Below are 18,107 nucleotides of genomic sequence, written 5' to 3' on the forward strand. Positions count from 1 at the left end.
CAATATATACACCGCTCGAAGCGGATACTAGAAAATCGCTTGTGTCTCAACGATAACCTTCACGTTTTGAACGCTGCGGTCCTCAGGTCCTTTAACAGGCAACCCAACCTCGACATGCTCCACAATGTAATCAATAAGCTCTTGGGTTATCACTTCACCTGGAAGCAAAATGGGAATGCCTGGCGGGTACACGTAAATGAATTCGGCAATGATACGGTCCGCGGCGTCTTTGAACGGAAGTATTTCGGTCTCGCCATAGAAAGCGTCCCGAGGTGTTAAGGTTAATTGAGGAATCGCAGGAACCTTGATGACAACTTCCTTCACCTCAACGACATCATCATTCATATGAGAGAGCTCGCGTAAGGCTTCCAGTAACGTGTCTACATTTTCTTGGGTATCACCCGGCGTTATAAGACACAGGATGTTGTACATGTCGCTCATTTCGACTTCAATATTGTAATGATCGCGCAGCCAGTTCTCGACCTCGAAGCCAGTGATGCCAAGCTTACGTACGTGAACGCATATTTTCGTCGGATCATAAGTGTAAGTCGCTTCTTCACCCAGTATCTCTTCTCCGAAGCAGTAGAGGTTACTGATTTCGTTGATCTGTTTTCTTGTGTACTGAGCAAGTTCTATCGTGCGTTCGGCCATTGCTTGACCATTTAACGCCAGATGTCTGCGTGCAGTATCTAAAGAGGCTAACAATATATAGGAAGTTGAAGTTGTCGTAAGCATTGAAATAATGGTTTGGATTCGCTTTGGATTAACACGATTCCCTTTCACGTTGAGGACTGAGCTTTGCGTCATTGAACCACCAAGCTTATGCACGCTGGTTGCGGCCATATCGGTTCCGGCTTCCATTGCGGACATCGGCAATTTATCATGGAAATGAATGAGCACGCCATGAGCTTCATCGACAAGGACAGGCATGTTATAGCTGTGAACAAGGTCTACAATTTCTTTAAGATTGGTACATACGCCGTAGTAGGTCGGATTAATGACCAGAACAGCTTTGGCATCCGGATGCTTTTCGAGTGCACGGCGAACAGAACGCGTAGGAATTCCGTGATCAATACCTAAGTTTTTATCGCGGGCAGGTTGGATGAACACGGGCTTAGCGCCTACGAAAATAATCGCGGCCAAGACAGATTTATGTACATTCCGCGGTACAATAATTTTATCGCCTTCCGAACAAACGGTCATAATCATTGTCATAATGGCGCCGCTTGTCCCTTGTACGGAGAAGAATGTGTGATCCGCACCATAGGCGTCTGCAGCAAGCTTCTGAGCTTCTTCAATCACGCCCATTGGTTGATGTAGATCATCCAGCGGTGCTATATTGATGAGGTCGATAGACAGCGCGTTGTCCCCAATAAAGGAACGGAACTCCGGGTCCATGCCGACTCCTTTTTTATGGCCTGGAATATGGAATTGAATTGGATTTTTCTCAGCATGTGTGAGCAGTGCAGTGAACAGGGGGGTACGGGTATGATCCACCTGATTATCGCTTCCCTTCTATCGTGGATTGTTTGTCGAACATTGCAACAAACAAAATGAGTATATCAAAATAGAGATTTCATGCAAGCTAATTTTTTCAAAATAGTTTGTGCAAGTTCAGGTAAAACTAACAGCAACTTGTTAAAATACGCCAAAATAAGGAGAAATCTTATGGTTTGGATGCAAAAATGGCGGAATAATCGCTTATTTTCCCCATTTGTGATCGAATTGTTAATTATTATGTTTGTCGTCGAATTTGTGAAGGGAGCCTTACTTTTAACGATTTTACCGGTCTATATGAAAACGACAATAGGTGCATCCACATTTATTATTGGCTGGACGCTTGCTGCTCAATATATTGGTGATAATGTACTTCGTACACCTGTTGGTTGGATTATTGATAAGCTGGGTTACCGAACAACCATGCTTACCGGTGTGCTCCTGACATTTGTTTCGGTCATTCTAATTGCAACGACTACTCAATATATGTGGATGATCTTAGGATGTGCGCTGCTTGGCTTTGGTACGGCGCCATTATGGCCCTGTGTGATCACAGGAACGACGGAAGTGGCCGGCGACGAAGGTAAAGCCACGATCATGAGCGTTGTCTATATGGCTTGGCTCTCTGGCGTTGGACTGGGACCGGTAGCTATTAACTTTTTCGTAGGAGAAAATAACTACAGCACTGGATTTCGATTATTGATCGGCTGTATGACGGTTGTTGTGCTTGTTGCGCTCATGCTGCCAAGAAAGAGTGGCGTACTAAGAACGGATGGAGCGGGCAGAACGGAGAAAGCTCTGGTTTCTACCCGAACTGCAGCAAAACCGCTCTGGGAGCGGATAAAAACATATCTAACTGAAGTACGGCGCTCCATGTCTGTTAGCCCGCTGTTATTCCCTGCGATGTTCCTGCAAACGTTCGCTCTTGGTATATTAACACCCATTCTCACACTCTATGCCAAAGAGGTATTGAAGCTTACATCTTTTCAGTACAGTATGTTTCTAATTGCGGGCGGAGCTGTTACGGTCATTTTCTTAGTTCCGATGGGGAAATTGGTTGATCGTCTAGGCATTCGTCCATTTTTGGTGACAGGTTGTATGCTAAGCGCTTCTGCCCTTCTGCTGTTTACCTTCGCGAAGTCCATGGTGCTGCTCTATGTGTTAGTTGCTGTGCTTGGTGCGGGCTATGCATTTATCATTCCATCTTGGAATGCGCTCATTGCATCAGCCATTCCACCGGACAAACGAGGCGCAGTTTGGGGGTTCTTCCTAACGATTGAAGGACTGGGGATGATCATTGGGCCGATCGTTTCTGGAAAGCTTTGGGACGTGTATGGCTATCATACGCCATTCTTGATGAGCGGCCTTGTGCTGGTCGTGCTGCTTGTTCTTCAAATGTTCATTTCCATCCCCAAAAAAGGTATGGTACGATAGGGGAAAATGATTCGTTTGGAGGAATAGAAGCATCATGAATAAACAGATCGGAATCATCATGCTGTTATTGATGACTATATTCGTAGGTTTCGGGATCATCATTCCTGTAATGCCGGAAATTGTTAAAGGTGCAGGCGCTGAATATCATAACGCGCTGCTATTGTCGGTCTATTCCGCAGCCTCTTTTCTCATGTCCCCGATTTGGGGAGGACTATCGGATCGCATCGGACGAAGACCGATTATCTTAATTGGTCTGCTTGGGTTTAGCGTTAGCTTTTTGATATTTGGATTCGCAGGCGGCAATCTGTGGGTAATGTACGTATCTCGCATCTTGGGCGGATTATTCTCAGGAGCGGCAACGGCCTGCGCAGTGGCTTATGTAGCTGATATTACAACCGCTGAGAATCGGACCAAAGGCATGGGGATGGTAGGGATGTCGATTGGGTTAGGCTTTATCTTCGGTCCAGCTATTGGAGGGATTTTAAGCCGCTGGGGGACATACCTTCCATTCTTTGCAGCATCTGGACTCGCACTTGCATCCTTTATTTTTGCATTTGCTATACTGAAAGAATCACTGTCCGTAGACAAACGTACCTCCGTGAAGGAGAAAGCTCCATCTAGATGGACTGCTTTCGAGGGGGCATCGAAGTACCTCTATGTGTTATCATTCTTCGTATCCTTCACATTGGCAGGGTTGGAAGCGACGCTTCAGTATTACCAAATGGGCAAGATTGGCGCAACGCCATTCGATATCGGCATGATGTTCTTAGCCAGCGGTATTGTTGGCGCCTTAATCCAAGGAGGCGTTGTCCGCCGCTTGGTCAAACAAGGAGCCGAGCAGCGCGTGATCGGCATTGGATTATTGTTATCCGCCGCAGGTTTCTTCCTGCTGCTGATCTCGAGCAGCGTGGTGACCGCTGCGATTTACCTTTCGGTCTTCGGCGCAGGTAACGCCCTCATACGCCCGTGTGTGACGTCGCTGATTACACAGCGCACGAAAGTAGGTCAAGGCGTCGCGACTGGCCTCAGCTCCTCTATGGACAGTCTGGGGCGCATTGCAGGCCCGCTCCTTGGTGGAGCGGTATTCGCCATCGCGCATTCGCTGCCGTTCATTATCGGCGGCGTGCTCTGCTTAGCAGCGATCCTGCTGCTGCAGCGCTTCGTGCTTATAGATCGTCAGACGCGGGCGCAGCAGCAAACCGTCTGACAAGATGAAAAATAGCTGTACACTAGCTTCCCGATGGGTGGGGGAAATCTGGTGTGCAGCTTTTTTCTGTGCAACGGAAGCTACGGCTTGCGAGGCGATAAGCCGTGCATGATGAAGTTAATCGTGTACTCGATTTCTTGGGATTCATCCCATTCGGCATCCGGTATCAACAAAAATCGAGTAATGAGGAAACCAAATATCGTTGATACAATAAGTCGCATAGTCGCAGCTTCAGGGAGTTTAATGATTTGACCCTCATCTTGAAAATGTCGAATGGCTTTATAAGCTTTTTCGAGCACTAATACAGCGACAGTTTCCTTAAATTGCTCGCGCAGCTCGGGATGAAAGGGGATTTCATGCATGAAAATTTTGATAATCGGAAAATTTTTGCGGGCGAATTCTAATCGGTTCACAAGGATGGCGCGCAAAAATTGTTCAACATCAGGATAATCAGCTTCCAGCACCTTGGTAAAATCCTTCACAGCAAACGGCGCAATAAGCTTCGTCATGATGGGGGCAACGATGGAGAGCAGCAGTTCTTTTTTCGTTTTATAGTGACGGAAGATGGTACCTTCCGCTACGCCAGCTTTTTGGGCAATTTCACTGGTCGAGGAGCCTGCAAACCCTTTCTCAGAAAAAATTTCTACGGCCGCTTGAACAATTTTCAGCTGTTTATCGGTCATCTTCTCATCTTCGTCATTTAGACGGAGAAGCTCTGTTAACCATGGCTCGACTTGGGACAATGTGTTCACCTCTTTATTTAGCAAAACTGGCATTGCGACTTAGGACATCCTACCATTATATCTTACGGTGCTTCCTAAGTGCCACTATGTTTAAGATCATGAAGCAGATCGTGAATGCGGCTAATACGAGAACATCCAACCAAATGCGATCCCAACCTGCACCGCGGATCATAATATTCCGTAGGGCATCTGCTCCGTATTTAAGCGGCATAATGACACCGATCCAGCGAAGGTATACCGACATCGTATCGAGGCTGAACAAGCCTGAGAAGAACACCTGGGGTACGATAATAAGCGGAATGAACTGAATCATCTGGAATTCATTGTTAGCAAAAGCAGATATCAGCGTTCCAAGTGATAACGCAGCCAACGCGAGCAGGACCGTGATCAGCAAAACATACCAGAAAGAGCCAACCATCATTAGCCCCAGCACACTTGTGGCGAACCATGCAATGAGCGTTGCTTGAAGTGTTGTAAATATTCCGAAGCCTAGAATATAGCCGACAACGATTTCCCACCGACGAAGCGGTGTAGCCAACAGGCGTTCTAAAGTTCCGCCGGTTCGTTCTCTCAAGAAGGAAACGCCAGAGAGCAGGAAGACGAAGAAAAAGACGAAAAACCCTATGAGGACCGGACCGAAATTGTCAAAGGCCGCCATATCCGATGAGCCATGCAAATAGGTGATGGTAGGCGCTTGTAAATTAGAGCTGGAGTTAGCGTTGGAGCTCACTGGAACGACGCTTTGGATTGCTTTTTGCAGCAAGAAAAGCACAGCTTTATTTTTGCTGGGGTCACTTCCTTCCAACGTCACTTGCGGCGCAGCCCCATTCATCGAGATGATGGCATCTAGATGCACGGCTTCTAGCTCAGTCTGGGCTTCTTCAGCTGTGTAGACCTTTACTTCAGCATTTTGATCCTGCAGTTTTTGAATGATTGGAGCAGGGAGATTAACAGCGCCTAGTTTAGGGACATAGGTGTTGCCGTTAAAAACCAATGACATCATAAAAAGAATTAGCATCGGAGCTACAAGCATCATCATTAACGTTCGTTTATCGTGAAAGAACTGGCGTAAAATACGGATCACAATCGCTCGAATTCTCATTGCTTGACACCTCCATAATATAAGAATGCGTCTTCAATCGTTGCGGAGGAAGTAGCCAGTTTCAACTCATCTGGTGTTCCTACCGCTGTGAGTCTGCCGTCACGGATCATCCCAAGCTGATGACATTTGTCAGCTTCGTCCATCACGTGGGTGGTCATGAGAATCGTTGTGCCCTGCCGACTGAGATTCGTTAACTCTTGCCAAATTGATTTCCGCAGGACGGGGTCAATTCCCACCGTAGGCTCATCGAGAATAAGAATGCCTGGCTCATGCAGAAAAGAGATAGCGAGTGATAAACGACGCTTCATTCCTCCAGAATAGTTGGAAACCTGCTTCTTCAAGTGAGCTCCTAGATCAACTAGCTCCATGACGTCATGGATGCGCTGCTTGCGTTTTGTTCCCGTTAACCCATACAAAGATGCGAAAAACTCCAAATTCTCCTGAGCGGTTAATTCTGCATAAAGGGCATCTGATTGCGCCATGTAACCGATTTTAGACAGCATGGCTAACTGGGGCATCTGCTCCCCGAGCACATGAACGGTCCCAGAAGTGGGGACATCGATGCCGGCAATCAAACGTACAAGTGTTGTTTTCCCTGATCCAGAAGGGCCAAGCAATCCGAAAATTTGTGCTCTCGGTACACCCAGAGTAATGTCGTCCAGAACAATCTTTTCATCAAATTGCTTGCTTACACCATGCACTTGAATAGATATGTCCGTTGTCATAAAGTTGCACCTCTTTCAGGAGTGAGTAATCACTCATTTTTGTTGATGTACTCATCATACGCTATCTTATGATAGTTGTGAAGTGAGTAATCACTCATTTATGGAAAATATTTTTAAGTACACGATAGTCCAAGTTGTATTTTGTGCAACAATACACCTTCCTCACCCTGTTGTAGCCTGCTATTGTTGTATTTCGTACAACAATTTGAGCTTAAAACGCCTATTTCTAAGCGATTCCCACCAAAATGTTGTACGCGGTACAACAAAAAGCCAATTTGTCCAAAGTAACCGCCGGATTGTTGCACAAAGTACAACAGTTCGGTGGGCAAGGGATAATCTCTAGTCGGAATCGCACATTCGGAGCACTCGGGCCAATCAGGCAACCACAATCAATACTTTGAACATGCATCAATTCGAGAAACTTTAATTTGCATCTAGCAGTGGGGCATCCGCCACATGTTGGGTGCCCACCAATTGAAAATCCCCGAGTAGACGATAGGCCAAGTTGTATTTTTTTTGTAGCAATACACCTTTCTAACCCCGTTGTAGCCTGCTATTGTTGTAATTCGTACTCGTCGCCTTACCCCAAACAGCAAAAAAGGCATCCCATAAGGACAATGTCATTTAGTTAAGGCGCAGGTCCAAATATCAAGAAAAAGAGCAGGTTATCGAAAAAGATAGCCCGCTCTTTTTTTTGCACGAAAAAGAGAAATAAGACTTGACAAGTAGGTATAAATGTGTGGCGAAGCCCCTTGAAAAACGAGGAGGTTACGCCAATGAATGAGTACGCAAATTCGCTAAAACAAACGCTGACATCCCTCATACGAGAAATGTCAGCGCTACCTGCACCTTATGTCCAAAACCCTGAAAAAGATTTTACCCGAAAGAAAAAGCTTCCCTTTGAAACGGTCATGCAGACTCCTGATCTCCATGGGTGGCAACAGCTTATACAAGGAGATCTTGGAATCACAAGGCTATGACGTAATACCGCAACCACTTCTGCTTTTGTCCAGCAGAGAAATAAAATCCTGCCGTCTGCTGTGGAATGCTTGTTTCACAAATTTACGCAATCGCATACGGATATCAAGGACTACCGAGGGTATCGATTAATTGCCATTGATGGTTCGGATTTGCATATCGCAACGGACCCTGCGGACACAGACACCTACTTTCAAAGCCAACCCAACACGAAAGGCTACAACCTTCTGCATTTGAACGCAGCCTATGACCTCTGCAACAGACTGTACGTAGATGCCAATGTTCAGCCGCGAAGGTTGCGTAACGAGGGAAGGGCGCTGGCTACTATGGTCGACCGTTCCCCCATCAAGGGCAAAACCATTGTTATTGCCGATCGAGGTTATGAAAGTTACAACAATTTCGCGCATATTGAACGCAAAGGATGGAACTATGTCATACGGGTAAAGGATTTGGATTCGAGTGGTATTCTTTCGGGCTTGTGTTTGCCCTCTGGCGGAGAATTTGATCGAAACTTTCATCTGACACTCACCAAAAAACAAACAAAAGCGGTCAAGGCTCATCCCGAGATTTACAAGTACGTCCCTTCCTCGTCTACCTTTGATTTTTTAGATTTGCATGAGAACTTTTTTCACCCGATTTCCTTTCGGGTTGTTCGTTTCGTCCTGCCGAGTGGAGCTTATGAAACCGTCATTACGAATCTTTCTGCCGATGATTTCCCACCCGAGGAACTGGGGTCCATTTATAACATGCGTTGGGGCATTGAAACCTCTTTTAGAGCATTAAAATACACTGTCGGTCTGACGAGTTTTCACGCGAAGAGACGAGAGTCCATCATCCAAGAGATTTTCGCAAGAATGATTATGTACAATTTCGCTGAAATGATGACCTCGCACGTCGTCATTTCCCAAATGGATAAACGGCACCAATACCAAGTTAACTTCACGGTCGCCGTTCACGTTTGTAGACATTTCCTGCGCTCAAGAGGTGATGAACCCCTGCCTGATGTTGAAGCACTGATTCGCAAAAACATTTTGCCGATTCGACCCGTTCGCAAAGGGCAGCAGAATACGCGCAAAATCCGCTATAAATCAGCTGTTAGCTTCGTCTACAGAGTAGCATAATTCGGTTCACTTGAACATTTTTTAAGCGGATATTCCATCCGCTTTGTTTGCTGTACGCTTTTTTCCTTGCTGGCACCAAAAAAACAAACGGCACAGGTTTTTTTCCCATGCCGTTTCGAATTTCATTTTTATTCCCGGTTTTGTCTTTGAGCTAACTTAATGACATTGCCCATAAGGAATGCCTTTTTACGTTCACTTGCAATCATCAGTCTTTGTCTTTCGCGTCTTTCTTACGGTCAACCCATTTCTCAATAGATGGGGTTAATTGATCTTTTATGGACATTACAAGCTTGTCCTTCGAAATGCCCTTCGATTTGGCAATCTCAGCTAGTGACTTGCCGGAGCGCAGCTGGGCGTGAAGTTCGTCCTTGCTCAGACCGAGAGTCTTAGCCAGTTTCTCTGTATCCGGCTTCAGCCCGAACTTATGCCACTTACCGTGGCCATCATGACCATCTAACAAGTTTTTCTCGTTGAGGATGAACTTTAAATGCTCGCTGAGCTTCATCTTCATGTGCTCGCCTTGATCAGCTGTCAGCTTGCCGTCTTTGACGGCTGCTTCAATTTTGCCTGTTCGAAGCTGCTGCAGCTTGGCAGTCAAGTCGGCTTCGCTGATGCCTTTGTCCGCGGCTGCTTCTACGATGCTTTTGCCACTTTTCAGTGCTTTGACTAGCACTTCTTTGTCAACACCGATGACCGTAGCAGACTCATCGACAATCGGCCATTTTCGGCGATGACCGCCTTGCTCCTTCTCATCTGACTGTTGCAAACGAATCGTTTGCTCCTGATCCTCAGAAGGAGATTGAGCGGCAGCCGTTCTAGCAGGAAGTGCAGTGCAGCCAAGAGCGATTGTGAGCGCAATTGAGCTCACCATTAGCTTTTTCATATACGTAGGGTTCATACTTTTTAATCACTCCTTTCCTGTTGGATTAGGACTACAGCGCTTAGTCTGTGCAGGAGGAGTTAATTTTACTTTAAAGGAACCTTAGTCACACATAAAAATTTCCATTAATCCGATTTACTTTGCGTTAACTGCCATCTGATAAAGGGGGATGAGCTTCTCGAAGGTTTGCTTAATAAGCAGTCTCAAGCTCAGCCGGTTTCCCTAGCACGGGGTCCTTGAAACTGAGGTTGCGGCCGATTAGCAGCTCCGCTTTTTTGACATCGCGGAAACGAATTAATGCATCGTTCCAACCGCTGCGGTCTAAATCGGAAAGGGGGGTAACGTCTTTTTTCATATGGTCGAAGGAAAGAAGAAAATCGGATGGAATTTCCTTTTGCAAACGGTCAATTTCTTTCATGTATGTAGTTGCAATGTTGCTTTTATTCGGGAGCTCATAAATAAGTGCCAACCAAATAAACACACGATCATCAAATAGACCGACTTGGAAGTGAGGTACCTGTTTATACCCTCGTTTGTTAGGACAAATCGCCAGCCATGTATCAACGGGGGGATTCACTTTGCGTCTTAAGTGTTTAGCGATATGTAGGAACATTTCTGTACCGGAGAGGACGGACAAATCCTGTGCCAAAGAATCACCTAATGCTTTGAATTTAGGCTGAATACGCTCTTGAATGGCTTTCATTCGTCCATCAAGACCCTCTATAGCAAAGGTATCGAAATCATGCTGTGCAAATCCAGTGAAACTCATCTGTTTAATTCCTCTTTTCAATTACGTTTTCAATTATTCTAAAGCAATTCGAGTATTCCCGCAATGATTACGAGTTTCGTAGAAAGGAAGTAGGCCATTGGACCGATTTCTTGGCAGAAAAGCAGGAAAAAAGTGGAACCGTGCCGAAAGATAGGTTAACTATCAATTAGGAAAGACAGGAGAATTTATACATATGAAGATGTCAAAATGGTCTAAAATTGCAGTGCTTGGTACGTTGATGGGAACTTGTTTCACAGCAGGTGTTTACGCACAGGATGTGCTGCAACGCGTCGATGCTTACTTAAGAAATGATTTTAAAGTCGTCGTGAATGGGCAAGAAGTGAAGCTGGCGAATCCGCCTTTAATTTATAATAATTCAAGTTATTTGCCTGTAAAAGAGCTAGGAACTTACCTAGGGGCAGTTGTGAATTGGAAGGACAGCACGAAAACAATCTATTTGAATTCCCGTGTCAATCCTCAGCAGCCTGCGGAAGGCAATGAAACGAATTATACGGAAATTGTGCTGCAGTATCCGTATCCACAGTATTTGGATTATTTAGGGGGGACTTACCCGGTTCTTGTCAATATGACGGATCAGACGTATTACCGATTGAAGGATTTGGATCGAATGGGTGTCTCTACAGGCGGTTTGCGGAAAGCGAAGGAAAAGTATTCTGAGGATATCTATGTCAGCGAGGAAGAATTGAAAAAGAGCTGGAAAGAAACGCCGCAAATTTCCTATCTCATCAATGAACCTATCGTCATTACAGGGGAGCAGGATCCGGTTAAGCTCAAGACAATCAGAGCGTATGTGGAAGGTTTCCGATACTATGAGATCAATAAAGTACCTTACATGACGAATCCGATTATCATTGATGCGCTGCCTGAAGAGAATACATACAGCTACTTACTGACGGAAAATGGGCATTTCTATCGTACAACGCTCAAACTGACGCAAATTAATGGCAATAATAATAAGCCGGATTATGTAGTTGGAAGCTCCTCCAAAGAGGACATCCAGGTGACGAGAGTTAAATAATTAACTGCCGGTGCCTGATTGCTTTTTTAAATAAAAAATAGCAATTTGCGTGCGATCCCGAAGGTTCAGCTTACTGAGAATTTCCGTAATATAATTTTTAACAGTACCTTCGCTCAGGAATAGCTCCTGGGCGATTTCTTTATTGGACAGACCTTCAGCGATTTTCGCTACGACCGCTTGTTCGCTGGCTGTTAATCCATATCCACTGAGCGGTTTGGGTGCAGGTGCGTTCGAGGATGAACTTGGGCTGATAAAGGTCGTCAATTTCTTGGCAATATCAGCATGAATAAGTAGATTGCCTTGTTCTACCGTCTTGATTCCTTGAATAATTCGATCTGGCGAAATATTTTTGAGCAGATACCCGCTGGCTCCGTTTCGCAAGGCCTGAACGATAAATTCATCATCGTCGAATGTGGTCAGAATCAGTACAGCAATTTCCGGATAAGCTTGCTTAATCTTCAATGTGCCCTGCACGCCGTCACAGATTGGCATCCGTATATCCATCAGGACAACGTCAACCTGGACGCCGTTCTGAATAAAAGCAAGCGCTTCGTCCCCATGCGTGCACGTGCCAACAACCTTAATATTTTCGTCAAGTCCAATGATTAATTGTAAGCTTTCGCGGATGAATGGATCATCGTCTGTAATAAGCACATGAATCATGATGCGTTCAACCCTTTCTTAGGTAGATTCAATTTGGCGAAAAGTGGGCAGAACAGTCGTTACTGTAAATCGATCTTCGACCGACACCGTAAGCTGACCGCCAATGAGCTTGCTTCGTTCTTCCATGCCGGACATTCCTAGTCCGTTCACACTACGCTCATTAGGCCGTTTACCGTTATTCGAAATACACATGGTAATCTGTTTGGGTTCATAGGTTAACTGAATTAGAACCTGGGTTGCGGACCCGTGACGAATGGCATTCGTGATGGCTTCTTGTGCATTACGGTATAGAATGAATTCTAGACTTGGATACAGCACATAGGGCATCCCCTGCATCTCAACCTCAATAGATATCCCATTAGCTGCTGTGAGTCCTTCAATAAGCCTCTCCAGCGAATAGGTTTGCAAGGTTTCTTCATCTGGTTTCAGTCTGCGTACGGTTGAGCGAAGCAGTTCCATGCTTTCTGTTAGCTGGTCACGGACCGACATTAACATGTCTACTCCTTTTTTGTGCTGCGTAGGAAGGATCTGCAAGGATGCTTCCATCATCATTTTAAGCCTTATCAGCTTATGTCCCAAATCATCATGAATATCTCGGGAAATCCGATTGCGTTCGTCTGTTTGCGCGATGTTTTCGACTTTCCGGGCGTAATCCATTAACTGAGCGCGAGCTTCGTCCAGCTCGTAATGCTGCCTCCGAAGCCTATCATAGAGCAGCTCAATTTCCTCTTTGTTTTGCACCGTCTGGAGCATCTGCAGCAGGAGCAGCGTCAGAGATATGAAGATCAGATTGGCAATTAGGTAGTAGCTGCTTGACTGATTATGTAAGGATATGTTCAACAGAATCAAGTGAATGCTCACGATATAGTAACGAATATGACTATTTACGGTGGTTACATAGGATATGAGTGTGGAGTAAAAGGTAATGAACAAAATGCCGTCATAGTGATAGATCATCCACCCGCTGAATCCGATTTCGAGTAAAAGCGTCCACGTTGATTTCGAGAATATCTTTCTGCGCAGCTCAGCGATCCAAATGAATATAAGAATGAGGAAAACATACATGCCGTTGGATGAATAGCTTTCGATATACATCGAGGCAATCGCTGGAATGAGAATGAGTAGATAACGGGTTAAAGAGCTTAATTGTGTCAATCGATTTCCTTCCTTTGCAGGGCAAGTGTAAGCAAAGTATACCATAATAGCCAAGCGGGTTAACACGTCTAATAGACAGAAAATGACTTTCGTCACCTTTGAATAATGACTTATTCTACCTGTTAGTGAGATCCCTTAGAGATACAATGATTGTAATAACACCAGTTGGAAAAAGGGAAAAGGGAGTGGATCTTGTGAGCTTTGTTCATATAAAAAATGTTGTCAAAAAGTATAGTAATCAAATTTCTGTTGATCATTTGAATTTATCGATTCAAGAAGGTGAAGTTTTCGGATTATTAGGCCCCAATGGTGCTGGGAAAAGCACAACGATCAAAATGCTGAGCGGTTTGCTCAAAATCGATCAAGGTGAAATGTTTGTTGATGGGCTCTCGGTTGCGAAAGATACGATTGAAGTGAAACGGAGAATTGGTCTTGTTCCACAGGATCTCGCGATCTTCGAAAACCTAACAGCACGAGAAAATGTCACTTTTTTCGCGAAATTATATGGATTAAGAGGCAAGCTGCTGAAAGACAGAGTGGAGGAAGCGCTGGAATTTGTAGGATTATTGGATCGAGCTCGTGATAGACCAAATTCCTTTTCGGGCGGGATGAAACGGAGATTGAATATCGCGTGTGCCATTATGCATCGTCCAAAGCTGATTATTATGGATGAACCTACCGTGGGCATCGATCCTCAGTCCCGAAACCACATTCTGGAATCGGTTAGGACGCTGAACCGTATGGGTTCAACGATCATTTATACCTCACATTACATGGAGGAAGTGTCCGCCATATCCACGCGTGTCGGCATCATGGATCATGGGCATCTCATTGCTTGCGGAACCCAAGAAGAATTACGCGGTAAAGTGGAGCAGGACAATAAAATTATCATTCAAGCAGCTAACCTGAAGGAAGAAGCTGTAAAGGAGCTTAGGGATCATCCGCGGATTAAGCAAGTTACCATTCACGAGCAGACGCTTGAGCTGCTGGTGGGTTCCTCTCAAGCCTTTTTGCAGGATATCCTGTTCATCCTTTCCAAACATGAAGTGAAAATCCAATCGCTCACACAGGTGGAGCCTGATCTTGAGGCCTTATTCCTGTCGTTGACCGGAAGAACCTTACGGGATTAGGAGGAGGCAGCCATGCCGATTTGGATCATTGCGAAGTATGAAATATTGCGTTTTATGCGTATGCGATATGTACTTGTTATTCAGTTATTGATGCCTCTCTTACTTATATTCATTTTGGGGTCGGCGCTTTCCGGTGCGTTCAAAATGGAAGATCGGACGCTGAAGCCCGTTAAGGTAGATGTGGTGCAGTCCGATTCAGGCGTCTTGCGTTCAGGGTTTACTAGCTTTCTCAACGCACCAGAAGTAACGAAGATTATACAGCCAATGAATATCCAATCACGTGATGAAGCTGTAAAACGGCTTAAGTCAGGAGATTCGGAGTTTGCACTCATCATTCCAAGTGATTTTAGCAGCCGCGTGCTTGAGGGAAAAGAAGCGGAGTGGGAAATGATTCTAGGCCAGGATTATGGCCAGAATTTAACCGCTAAGATGGCGCTTCGCTCCTTTTTGGATCAAGTTAATTACATGCAATCCGCGATCATTTCGGCAGGTCCCGGGGCAGCGGAGCTCTTGCAGAAACAAGGCAGTGACGGTTCATTTAAACCGGTATCGGAGGCTTCTTCGCATGTACGTCTAGGCAAGCTAACTTCCTCAAATTCCAACTATACGGCAATGCAGTATTACACAGCGTCTATGCTCGTCATGTTTTTGTTATATTCCGGCATGGGGGCGGCATTGGGTTTGCAAGGAGAGAAAGAAAGGCACACGTTATCCCGATTAAATGCGATGCCCATTCATGAATATCAAATTTTGTTGGGTAAAATCCTAGGAAGCATCTTTAGTTCAATCGTCCAGGCATCGCTCGTTATTGGTGCAACTATGTTATTTTATGGTGTCAATTGGGGGAATGATTTCTTCCACCTCTTCCTGGTTTGCTTATTGATTATCGTAGCATCGATGAGTCTAGCAATATTGATTATGCTGGCAGCGAAATCGTCTAAAGCTATCGGCACGACATTTCAGATGATCATTCTTGCCATGACTTTCCTAAGTGGAGGCTTCACACCTCTTCCAGAAGGACTGCTGCAGCGGATCGGAGAGTTTACACTCAATCACTGGGCTATGCAGAGTATGTTTCGTATTATGCTCGGAAGTGACGCTGCAATCATAGGGCATCATATATCGATCTTGGCGTGTATTAGCGGGGGATTGTTGCTTCTAACCCTGATTGTTTATCGGAAGGCGGGATATCATGAATAGCTTATTTATAGCGATCAATATGCTGCGTCGTACACTTTTTCAGAAAAAAGGCTTTCTCATGTATTTAGTCATTCCAGCAGCAGTGGTTTCGCTAATCATTGGTGTGATTGGACAACAGAGCGACCACGGGGTTGATATTGCTTATATCAATTTGGATCAGGGAGCAATGGGGTCCCATCTTTTGCAAGAACTTTCGATGCTGCCAGATTATCGGCTTAAAGAAGAAGCTTCTGAAACAGCTTTAAAAGAAGACATCACGAAGCAAAAAGTGAGCAGCGCCTTTGTGATTCCTGAAGGATTCAGCGAGACGTTGATGAAAGGCGCATCAGCGCAAATAGATATGTACCAGCTTAACGTCAATGAGGCTTCGATCACGCTCAAAATCAATCTGGATAGTATTCTATCTAGATATCAAGGAGCGATTGAGCTTCATAGCCAGCAAGGGCTTCAAGGAGCAGCACTTCGCGAAGCCGTGGAGAAGTCTATGTCTCAGATGGAGAAGCATCAGGTGAAGGCGAAAGTCACTGATTTTAACTTGTACGTAAATCCGAATATGAATACCGTCATTGGTTTCATGCTGATGTTTATGATGGGGTTAATCAATAATACCGTTTCCGTGATCATGGACGATCGAAGACAACGCACAATGGCTAGAACGTATTCGGCCCCCATTCATTCTTACGAAATTGTGCTTGGGAATTTCATAGGCAGCTTCTTGGTTGGGACTCTGCAGGTACTTGTCATCCTTTTGTTTACACGTTATGTAACGAATTATGATTACGGACTTCCGTTTGTACCGCAGTTTGTTATTTTGGAGTTTTTCTTATTAGCCAGCATGGGAATTGCCAGCACGGTAGCTAGTATGGTTAAGAATGCGTCGAATATGAGCGTGATTAATTCCCTTGTTGTTACCCCAACGTGTATGCTGGGCGGATGCTTCTGGCCGATTAGTCTGATGCCGGACTGGATGCAGAAGATTGCGAATTTCGTTCCGCAAAAATGGGTGATAGAGGCCATTCTGCGAATGGCTTCTGGTCAGACACTTTCGCAGATGTGGATGCACATGGGCGTTCTCACCTTGTTTGGACTGATTCTATTGGGCGTCGGTTCGGTCATTCTTCGACCAGGTGATGCGGAGGTTAGTTAACAAAAAATCAAAGGGCTGCCTGCTTCTGCAGAATAGCCCTTTTTATTTTACGTGAAATTGATAAAGAAAGCACAAGAGATTCTCCTTTACCTATTCGGACGAGGATTCGAAAAGATTATGTTACAATGGTACAATAGCGTCACTCGCCTGTACACAGGCTCAAGAATCATAGGAATAAAGGGAGAGAATGCAAATGGCCGTTACGGCGAATGAAGTTGCGGAATGGATGATGGAGCAGTTGAAATCCGCGGGTATTTTATATCAAAAAGAAGCAGTGGACTATATAATTCAACATTTTGGGGAATCCTTCATCTATGTGAATGAGAATGGGAATCAAGCGATTTCCAAAGATGTAAAGAAAATTTTTAAAAAGCTTCATGGCGGTAAAGCTGCTTGGGAGCGCGATGGATTTTTCTGGGGATGGCATTAAACTCAGCGGAGAGACTTTGAGCTACGCTCAAAGATCCCTATATTAGTTATTGCATAGGCAGAGGCTGTTTTCTTCCAGTTTAGGGCTGAAGCCGTTAGGATACAGGCATCAGCTTTTTTTGTACGTTTTTCCTTAAAAAAATGTCAATAATCCAAGTTGCTAAAACATAGAATTCATAATAAGATAAGAGTAAGCAGAGAAGTTGTCTGAATATTTAAACAAAATTATATGCGCCAATTATGGAGGGGATTGCCGTGAGTAAGAGTCATGAAGTGGAGTATTGCAACCTAGAGTTACGATTTGATCGCCGGCTAATCCGGAACTTCATTAAAGCACTCATTCAGGAAGGTTATTCTCTGTATTGGAACGAAAGCGAACTGCAGTTCATCATTTCCATTCGCACAGGACGCAAGCTGATTAAGCTGAAATTCGAACGAATCGGTGAAAAGTATAAAATCGTAGGCAATTATTCCTTCAAAGATGAGAAGCTCGCCGAGATGATGGAGAAGTTGATTGGTGATACACGTGGTCATGCTGTAGTAAAAAGATTCAAGGATCGGCAAATTCTCATTGAGAATATTATGTTCGGTGAAATTATTCGAATGGTCGAGATTAGCGGTATCGAACATAAAGTGCTGTATCAGAAGGAGCCTGCCGTGACCGTAGAGGAAGTCATGCAAGCGCTGCGATCCAAGCGTACCGACGATCGGATCCCTATTTTGCGTATGGAACTTGATTACGAACTAGCTACTCTGCATGATGCTATGGCTTCTGGCGATGTCAAAGCTGTCATGGAGAGCAAAACCAAGCTGATCGAAATGAGACAAGAAATGCTCTTATTGGAGATGTGAAAATGAATATTGGAATCAAATAAAGGGAGAGTCTTT

The 18,107-nt window shown here is 44.9% G+C and carries 16 protein-coding genes and 2 pseudogenes; 10 read left to right on the top strand and 8 right to left on the bottom strand.

Going from position 1 to position 18,107, the window contains the following annotated elements; all coding sequences use genetic code 11:
- Positions 1–27 precede the first annotated feature (27 nt).
- Positions 28–1,497, bottom strand: coding sequence for an aminotransferase class I/II-fold pyridoxal phosphate-dependent enzyme (locus tag ACBP55_RS16615; RefSeq protein WP_464652842.1), 1,470 nt, complete (start codon positions 1,495–1,497; stop codon positions 28–30).
- 171 nt (positions 1,498–1,668) lie between these two features.
- Here ACBP55_RS16615 and ACBP55_RS16620 point away from each other — a divergent pair, with 171 nt between their 5' ends.
- Together ACBP55_RS16620 and ACBP55_RS16625 are read left to right on the top strand one after the other, a co-directional pair.
- Positions 1,669–2,931 carry an MFS transporter gene (locus ACBP55_RS16620; RefSeq protein ID WP_464652843.1) on the top strand — a complete coding sequence of 421 codons (1,263 nt, stop codon included), beginning with the start codon at positions 1,669–1,671 and terminating at the stop codon, positions 2,929–2,931.
- 28 nt (positions 2,932–2,959) lie between these two features.
- Positions 2,960–4,138: pseudogene (locus ACBP55_RS16625) on the top strand (MFS transporter); the annotation flags it as partial.
- Between the two features lie 80 nt (positions 4,139–4,218).
- Here ACBP55_RS16625 and ACBP55_RS16630 read toward each other — a convergent pair.
- From ACBP55_RS16630 to ACBP55_RS16640, 3 genes are read right to left on the bottom strand one after another with little or no spacing between them, the layout of a single operon-like run.
- A complete protein-coding gene (locus ACBP55_RS16630; RefSeq protein ID WP_464652844.1) occupies positions 4,219–4,914 on the bottom strand; it encodes a TetR/AcrR family transcriptional regulator in 696 nt (231 codons plus the stop codon).
- 22 nt (positions 4,915–4,936) lie between these two features.
- Positions 4,937–5,983 (bottom strand): ABC transporter permease, encoded by a 1,047-nt coding sequence (locus tag ACBP55_RS16635; RefSeq protein ID WP_464652845.1) that lies wholly within the window; start codon positions 5,981–5,983, stop codon positions 4,937–4,939.
- A complete protein-coding gene (locus tag ACBP55_RS16640) occupies positions 5,980–6,708 on the bottom strand; it encodes an ABC transporter ATP-binding protein (RefSeq protein ID WP_464652846.1) in 729 nt (242 codons plus the stop codon). The genes ACBP55_RS16635 and ACBP55_RS16640 overlap by 4 nt, the downstream gene beginning before the upstream one ends.
- A gap of 776 nt (positions 6,709–7,484) precedes the next feature.
- Between ACBP55_RS16640 and ACBP55_RS16645 the strand changes: the two genes are divergently transcribed.
- Together ACBP55_RS16645 and ACBP55_RS16650 are read left to right on the top strand one after the other, a co-directional pair.
- Positions 7,485–7,688 carry a hypothetical protein gene (locus tag ACBP55_RS16645; RefSeq protein ID WP_464649654.1) on the top strand — a complete coding sequence of 68 codons (204 nt, stop codon included), beginning with the start codon at positions 7,485–7,487 and terminating at the stop codon, positions 7,686–7,688.
- A gap of 18 nt (positions 7,689–7,706) precedes the next feature.
- Positions 7,707–8,807, top strand: a pseudogene (locus ACBP55_RS16650) (IS4 family transposase); the annotation flags it as partial.
- 205 nt (positions 8,808–9,012) lie between these two features.
- Here ACBP55_RS16650 and ACBP55_RS16655 read toward each other — a convergent pair.
- Positions 9,013–9,705: a hypothetical protein gene (locus ACBP55_RS16655; protein ID WP_029198816.1), complete on the bottom strand. Its 693-nt coding sequence runs from the start codon at positions 9,703–9,705 to the stop codon at positions 9,013–9,015.
- A gap of 172 nt (positions 9,706–9,877) precedes the next feature.
- Positions 9,878–10,456 (bottom strand): DUF1054 domain-containing protein, encoded by a 579-nt coding sequence (locus tag ACBP55_RS16660; RefSeq protein WP_464652847.1) that lies wholly within the window; start codon positions 10,454–10,456, stop codon positions 9,878–9,880.
- Positions 10,457–10,649: 193 nt separating this feature from the next.
- Between ACBP55_RS16660 and ACBP55_RS16665 the strand changes: the two genes are divergently transcribed.
- Positions 10,650–11,495, top strand: coding sequence for a stalk domain-containing protein (locus tag ACBP55_RS16665; protein ID WP_268617393.1), 846 nt, complete (start codon positions 10,650–10,652; stop codon positions 11,493–11,495).
- Here the strand turns inward: ACBP55_RS16665 and ACBP55_RS16670 are convergent, their stop codons facing one another.
- Entirely contained in the window at positions 11,496–12,158 is a 663-nt protein-coding gene (locus tag ACBP55_RS16670; RefSeq protein ID WP_173188069.1) for a response regulator transcription factor, read from the bottom strand.
- An 18-nt stretch (positions 12,159–12,176) separates the two neighbouring features.
- Positions 12,177–13,313, bottom strand: coding sequence for a sensor histidine kinase (locus tag ACBP55_RS16675; RefSeq protein ID WP_464652848.1), 1,137 nt, complete (start codon positions 13,311–13,313; stop codon positions 12,177–12,179).
- A 194-nt stretch (positions 13,314–13,507) separates the two neighbouring features.
- On the opposite strand from ACBP55_RS16675, the gene ACBP55_RS16680 reads away from it, so the two are divergent.
- The 5 genes from ACBP55_RS16680 to ACBP55_RS16700 all read left to right on the top strand — a co-directional run bounded on the left by ACBP55_RS16680 (position 13,508) and on the right by ACBP55_RS16700 (position 18,071).
- Positions 13,508–14,443, top strand: coding sequence for an ABC transporter ATP-binding protein (locus ACBP55_RS16680; protein ID WP_312876145.1), 936 nt, complete (start codon positions 13,508–13,510; stop codon positions 14,441–14,443).
- Positions 14,444–14,455: 12 nt separating this feature from the next.
- Positions 14,456–15,643, top strand: coding sequence for an ABC transporter permease (locus ACBP55_RS16685; protein WP_464652849.1), 1,188 nt, complete (start codon positions 14,456–14,458; stop codon positions 15,641–15,643).
- The gene (locus ACBP55_RS16690; RefSeq protein ID WP_464652850.1) at positions 15,636–16,790 is read left to right on the top strand and encodes an ABC transporter permease; all 1,155 of its coding nucleotides are present in this window, start codon (positions 15,636–15,638) and stop codon (positions 16,788–16,790) included. Before ACBP55_RS16685 ends, ACBP55_RS16690 begins: the two co-directional genes overlap by 8 nt.
- A gap of 193 nt (positions 16,791–16,983) precedes the next feature.
- Positions 16,984–17,220: a DUF6953 family protein gene (locus ACBP55_RS16695; RefSeq protein WP_029195560.1), complete on the top strand. Its 237-nt coding sequence runs from the start codon at positions 16,984–16,986 to the stop codon at positions 17,218–17,220.
- Between the two features lie 254 nt (positions 17,221–17,474).
- Positions 17,475–18,071 carry a hypothetical protein gene (locus tag ACBP55_RS16700; protein WP_171648607.1) on the top strand — a complete coding sequence of 199 codons (597 nt, stop codon included), beginning with the start codon at positions 17,475–17,477 and terminating at the stop codon, positions 18,069–18,071.
- Positions 18,072–18,107: the final 36 nt, after the last annotated feature.

This window comes from Paenibacillus sp. WG02 (assembly GCF_055396115.1).

Coding starts and splice junctions, on each gene's coding strand:
- ACBP55_RS16620 (WP_464652843.1), top strand. CDS start 1,669: ATGGTTTGGATGCAAAAATGGCGGAATAATCGCTTATTTTCCCCATTT.
- ACBP55_RS16630 (WP_464652844.1), bottom strand. CDS start 4,914: ATGCCAGTTTTGCTAAATAAAGAGGTGAACACATTGTCCCAAGTCGAG.
- ACBP55_RS16635 (WP_464652845.1), bottom strand. CDS start 5,983: ATGAGAATTCGAGCGATTGTGATCCGTATTTTACGCCAGTTCTTTCAC.
- ACBP55_RS16640 (WP_464652846.1), bottom strand. CDS start 6,708: ATGACAACGGACATATCTATTCAAGTGCATGGTGTAAGCAAGCAATTT.
- ACBP55_RS16645 (WP_464649654.1), top strand. CDS start 7,485: ATGAATGAGTACGCAAATTCGCTAAAACAAACGCTGACATCCCTCATA.
- ACBP55_RS16655 (WP_029198816.1), bottom strand. CDS start 9,705: ATGAACCCTACGTATATGAAAAAGCTAATGGTGAGCTCAATTGCGCTC.
- ACBP55_RS16660 (WP_464652847.1), bottom strand. CDS start 10,456: ATGAGTTTCACTGGATTTGCACAGCATGATTTCGATACCTTTGCTATA.
- ACBP55_RS16665 (WP_268617393.1), top strand. CDS start 10,650: ATGAAGATGTCAAAATGGTCTAAAATTGCAGTGCTTGGTACGTTGATG.
- ACBP55_RS16670 (WP_173188069.1), bottom strand. CDS start 12,158: ATGATTCATGTGCTTATTACAGACGATGATCCATTCATCCGCGAAAGC.
- ACBP55_RS16685 (WP_464652849.1), top strand. CDS start 14,456: ATGCCGATTTGGATCATTGCGAAGTATGAAATATTGCGTTTTATGCGT.
- ACBP55_RS16690 (WP_464652850.1), top strand. CDS start 15,636: ATGAATAGCTTATTTATAGCGATCAATATGCTGCGTCGTACACTTTTT.
- ACBP55_RS16695 (WP_029195560.1), top strand. CDS start 16,984: ATGGCCGTTACGGCGAATGAAGTTGCGGAATGGATGATGGAGCAGTTG.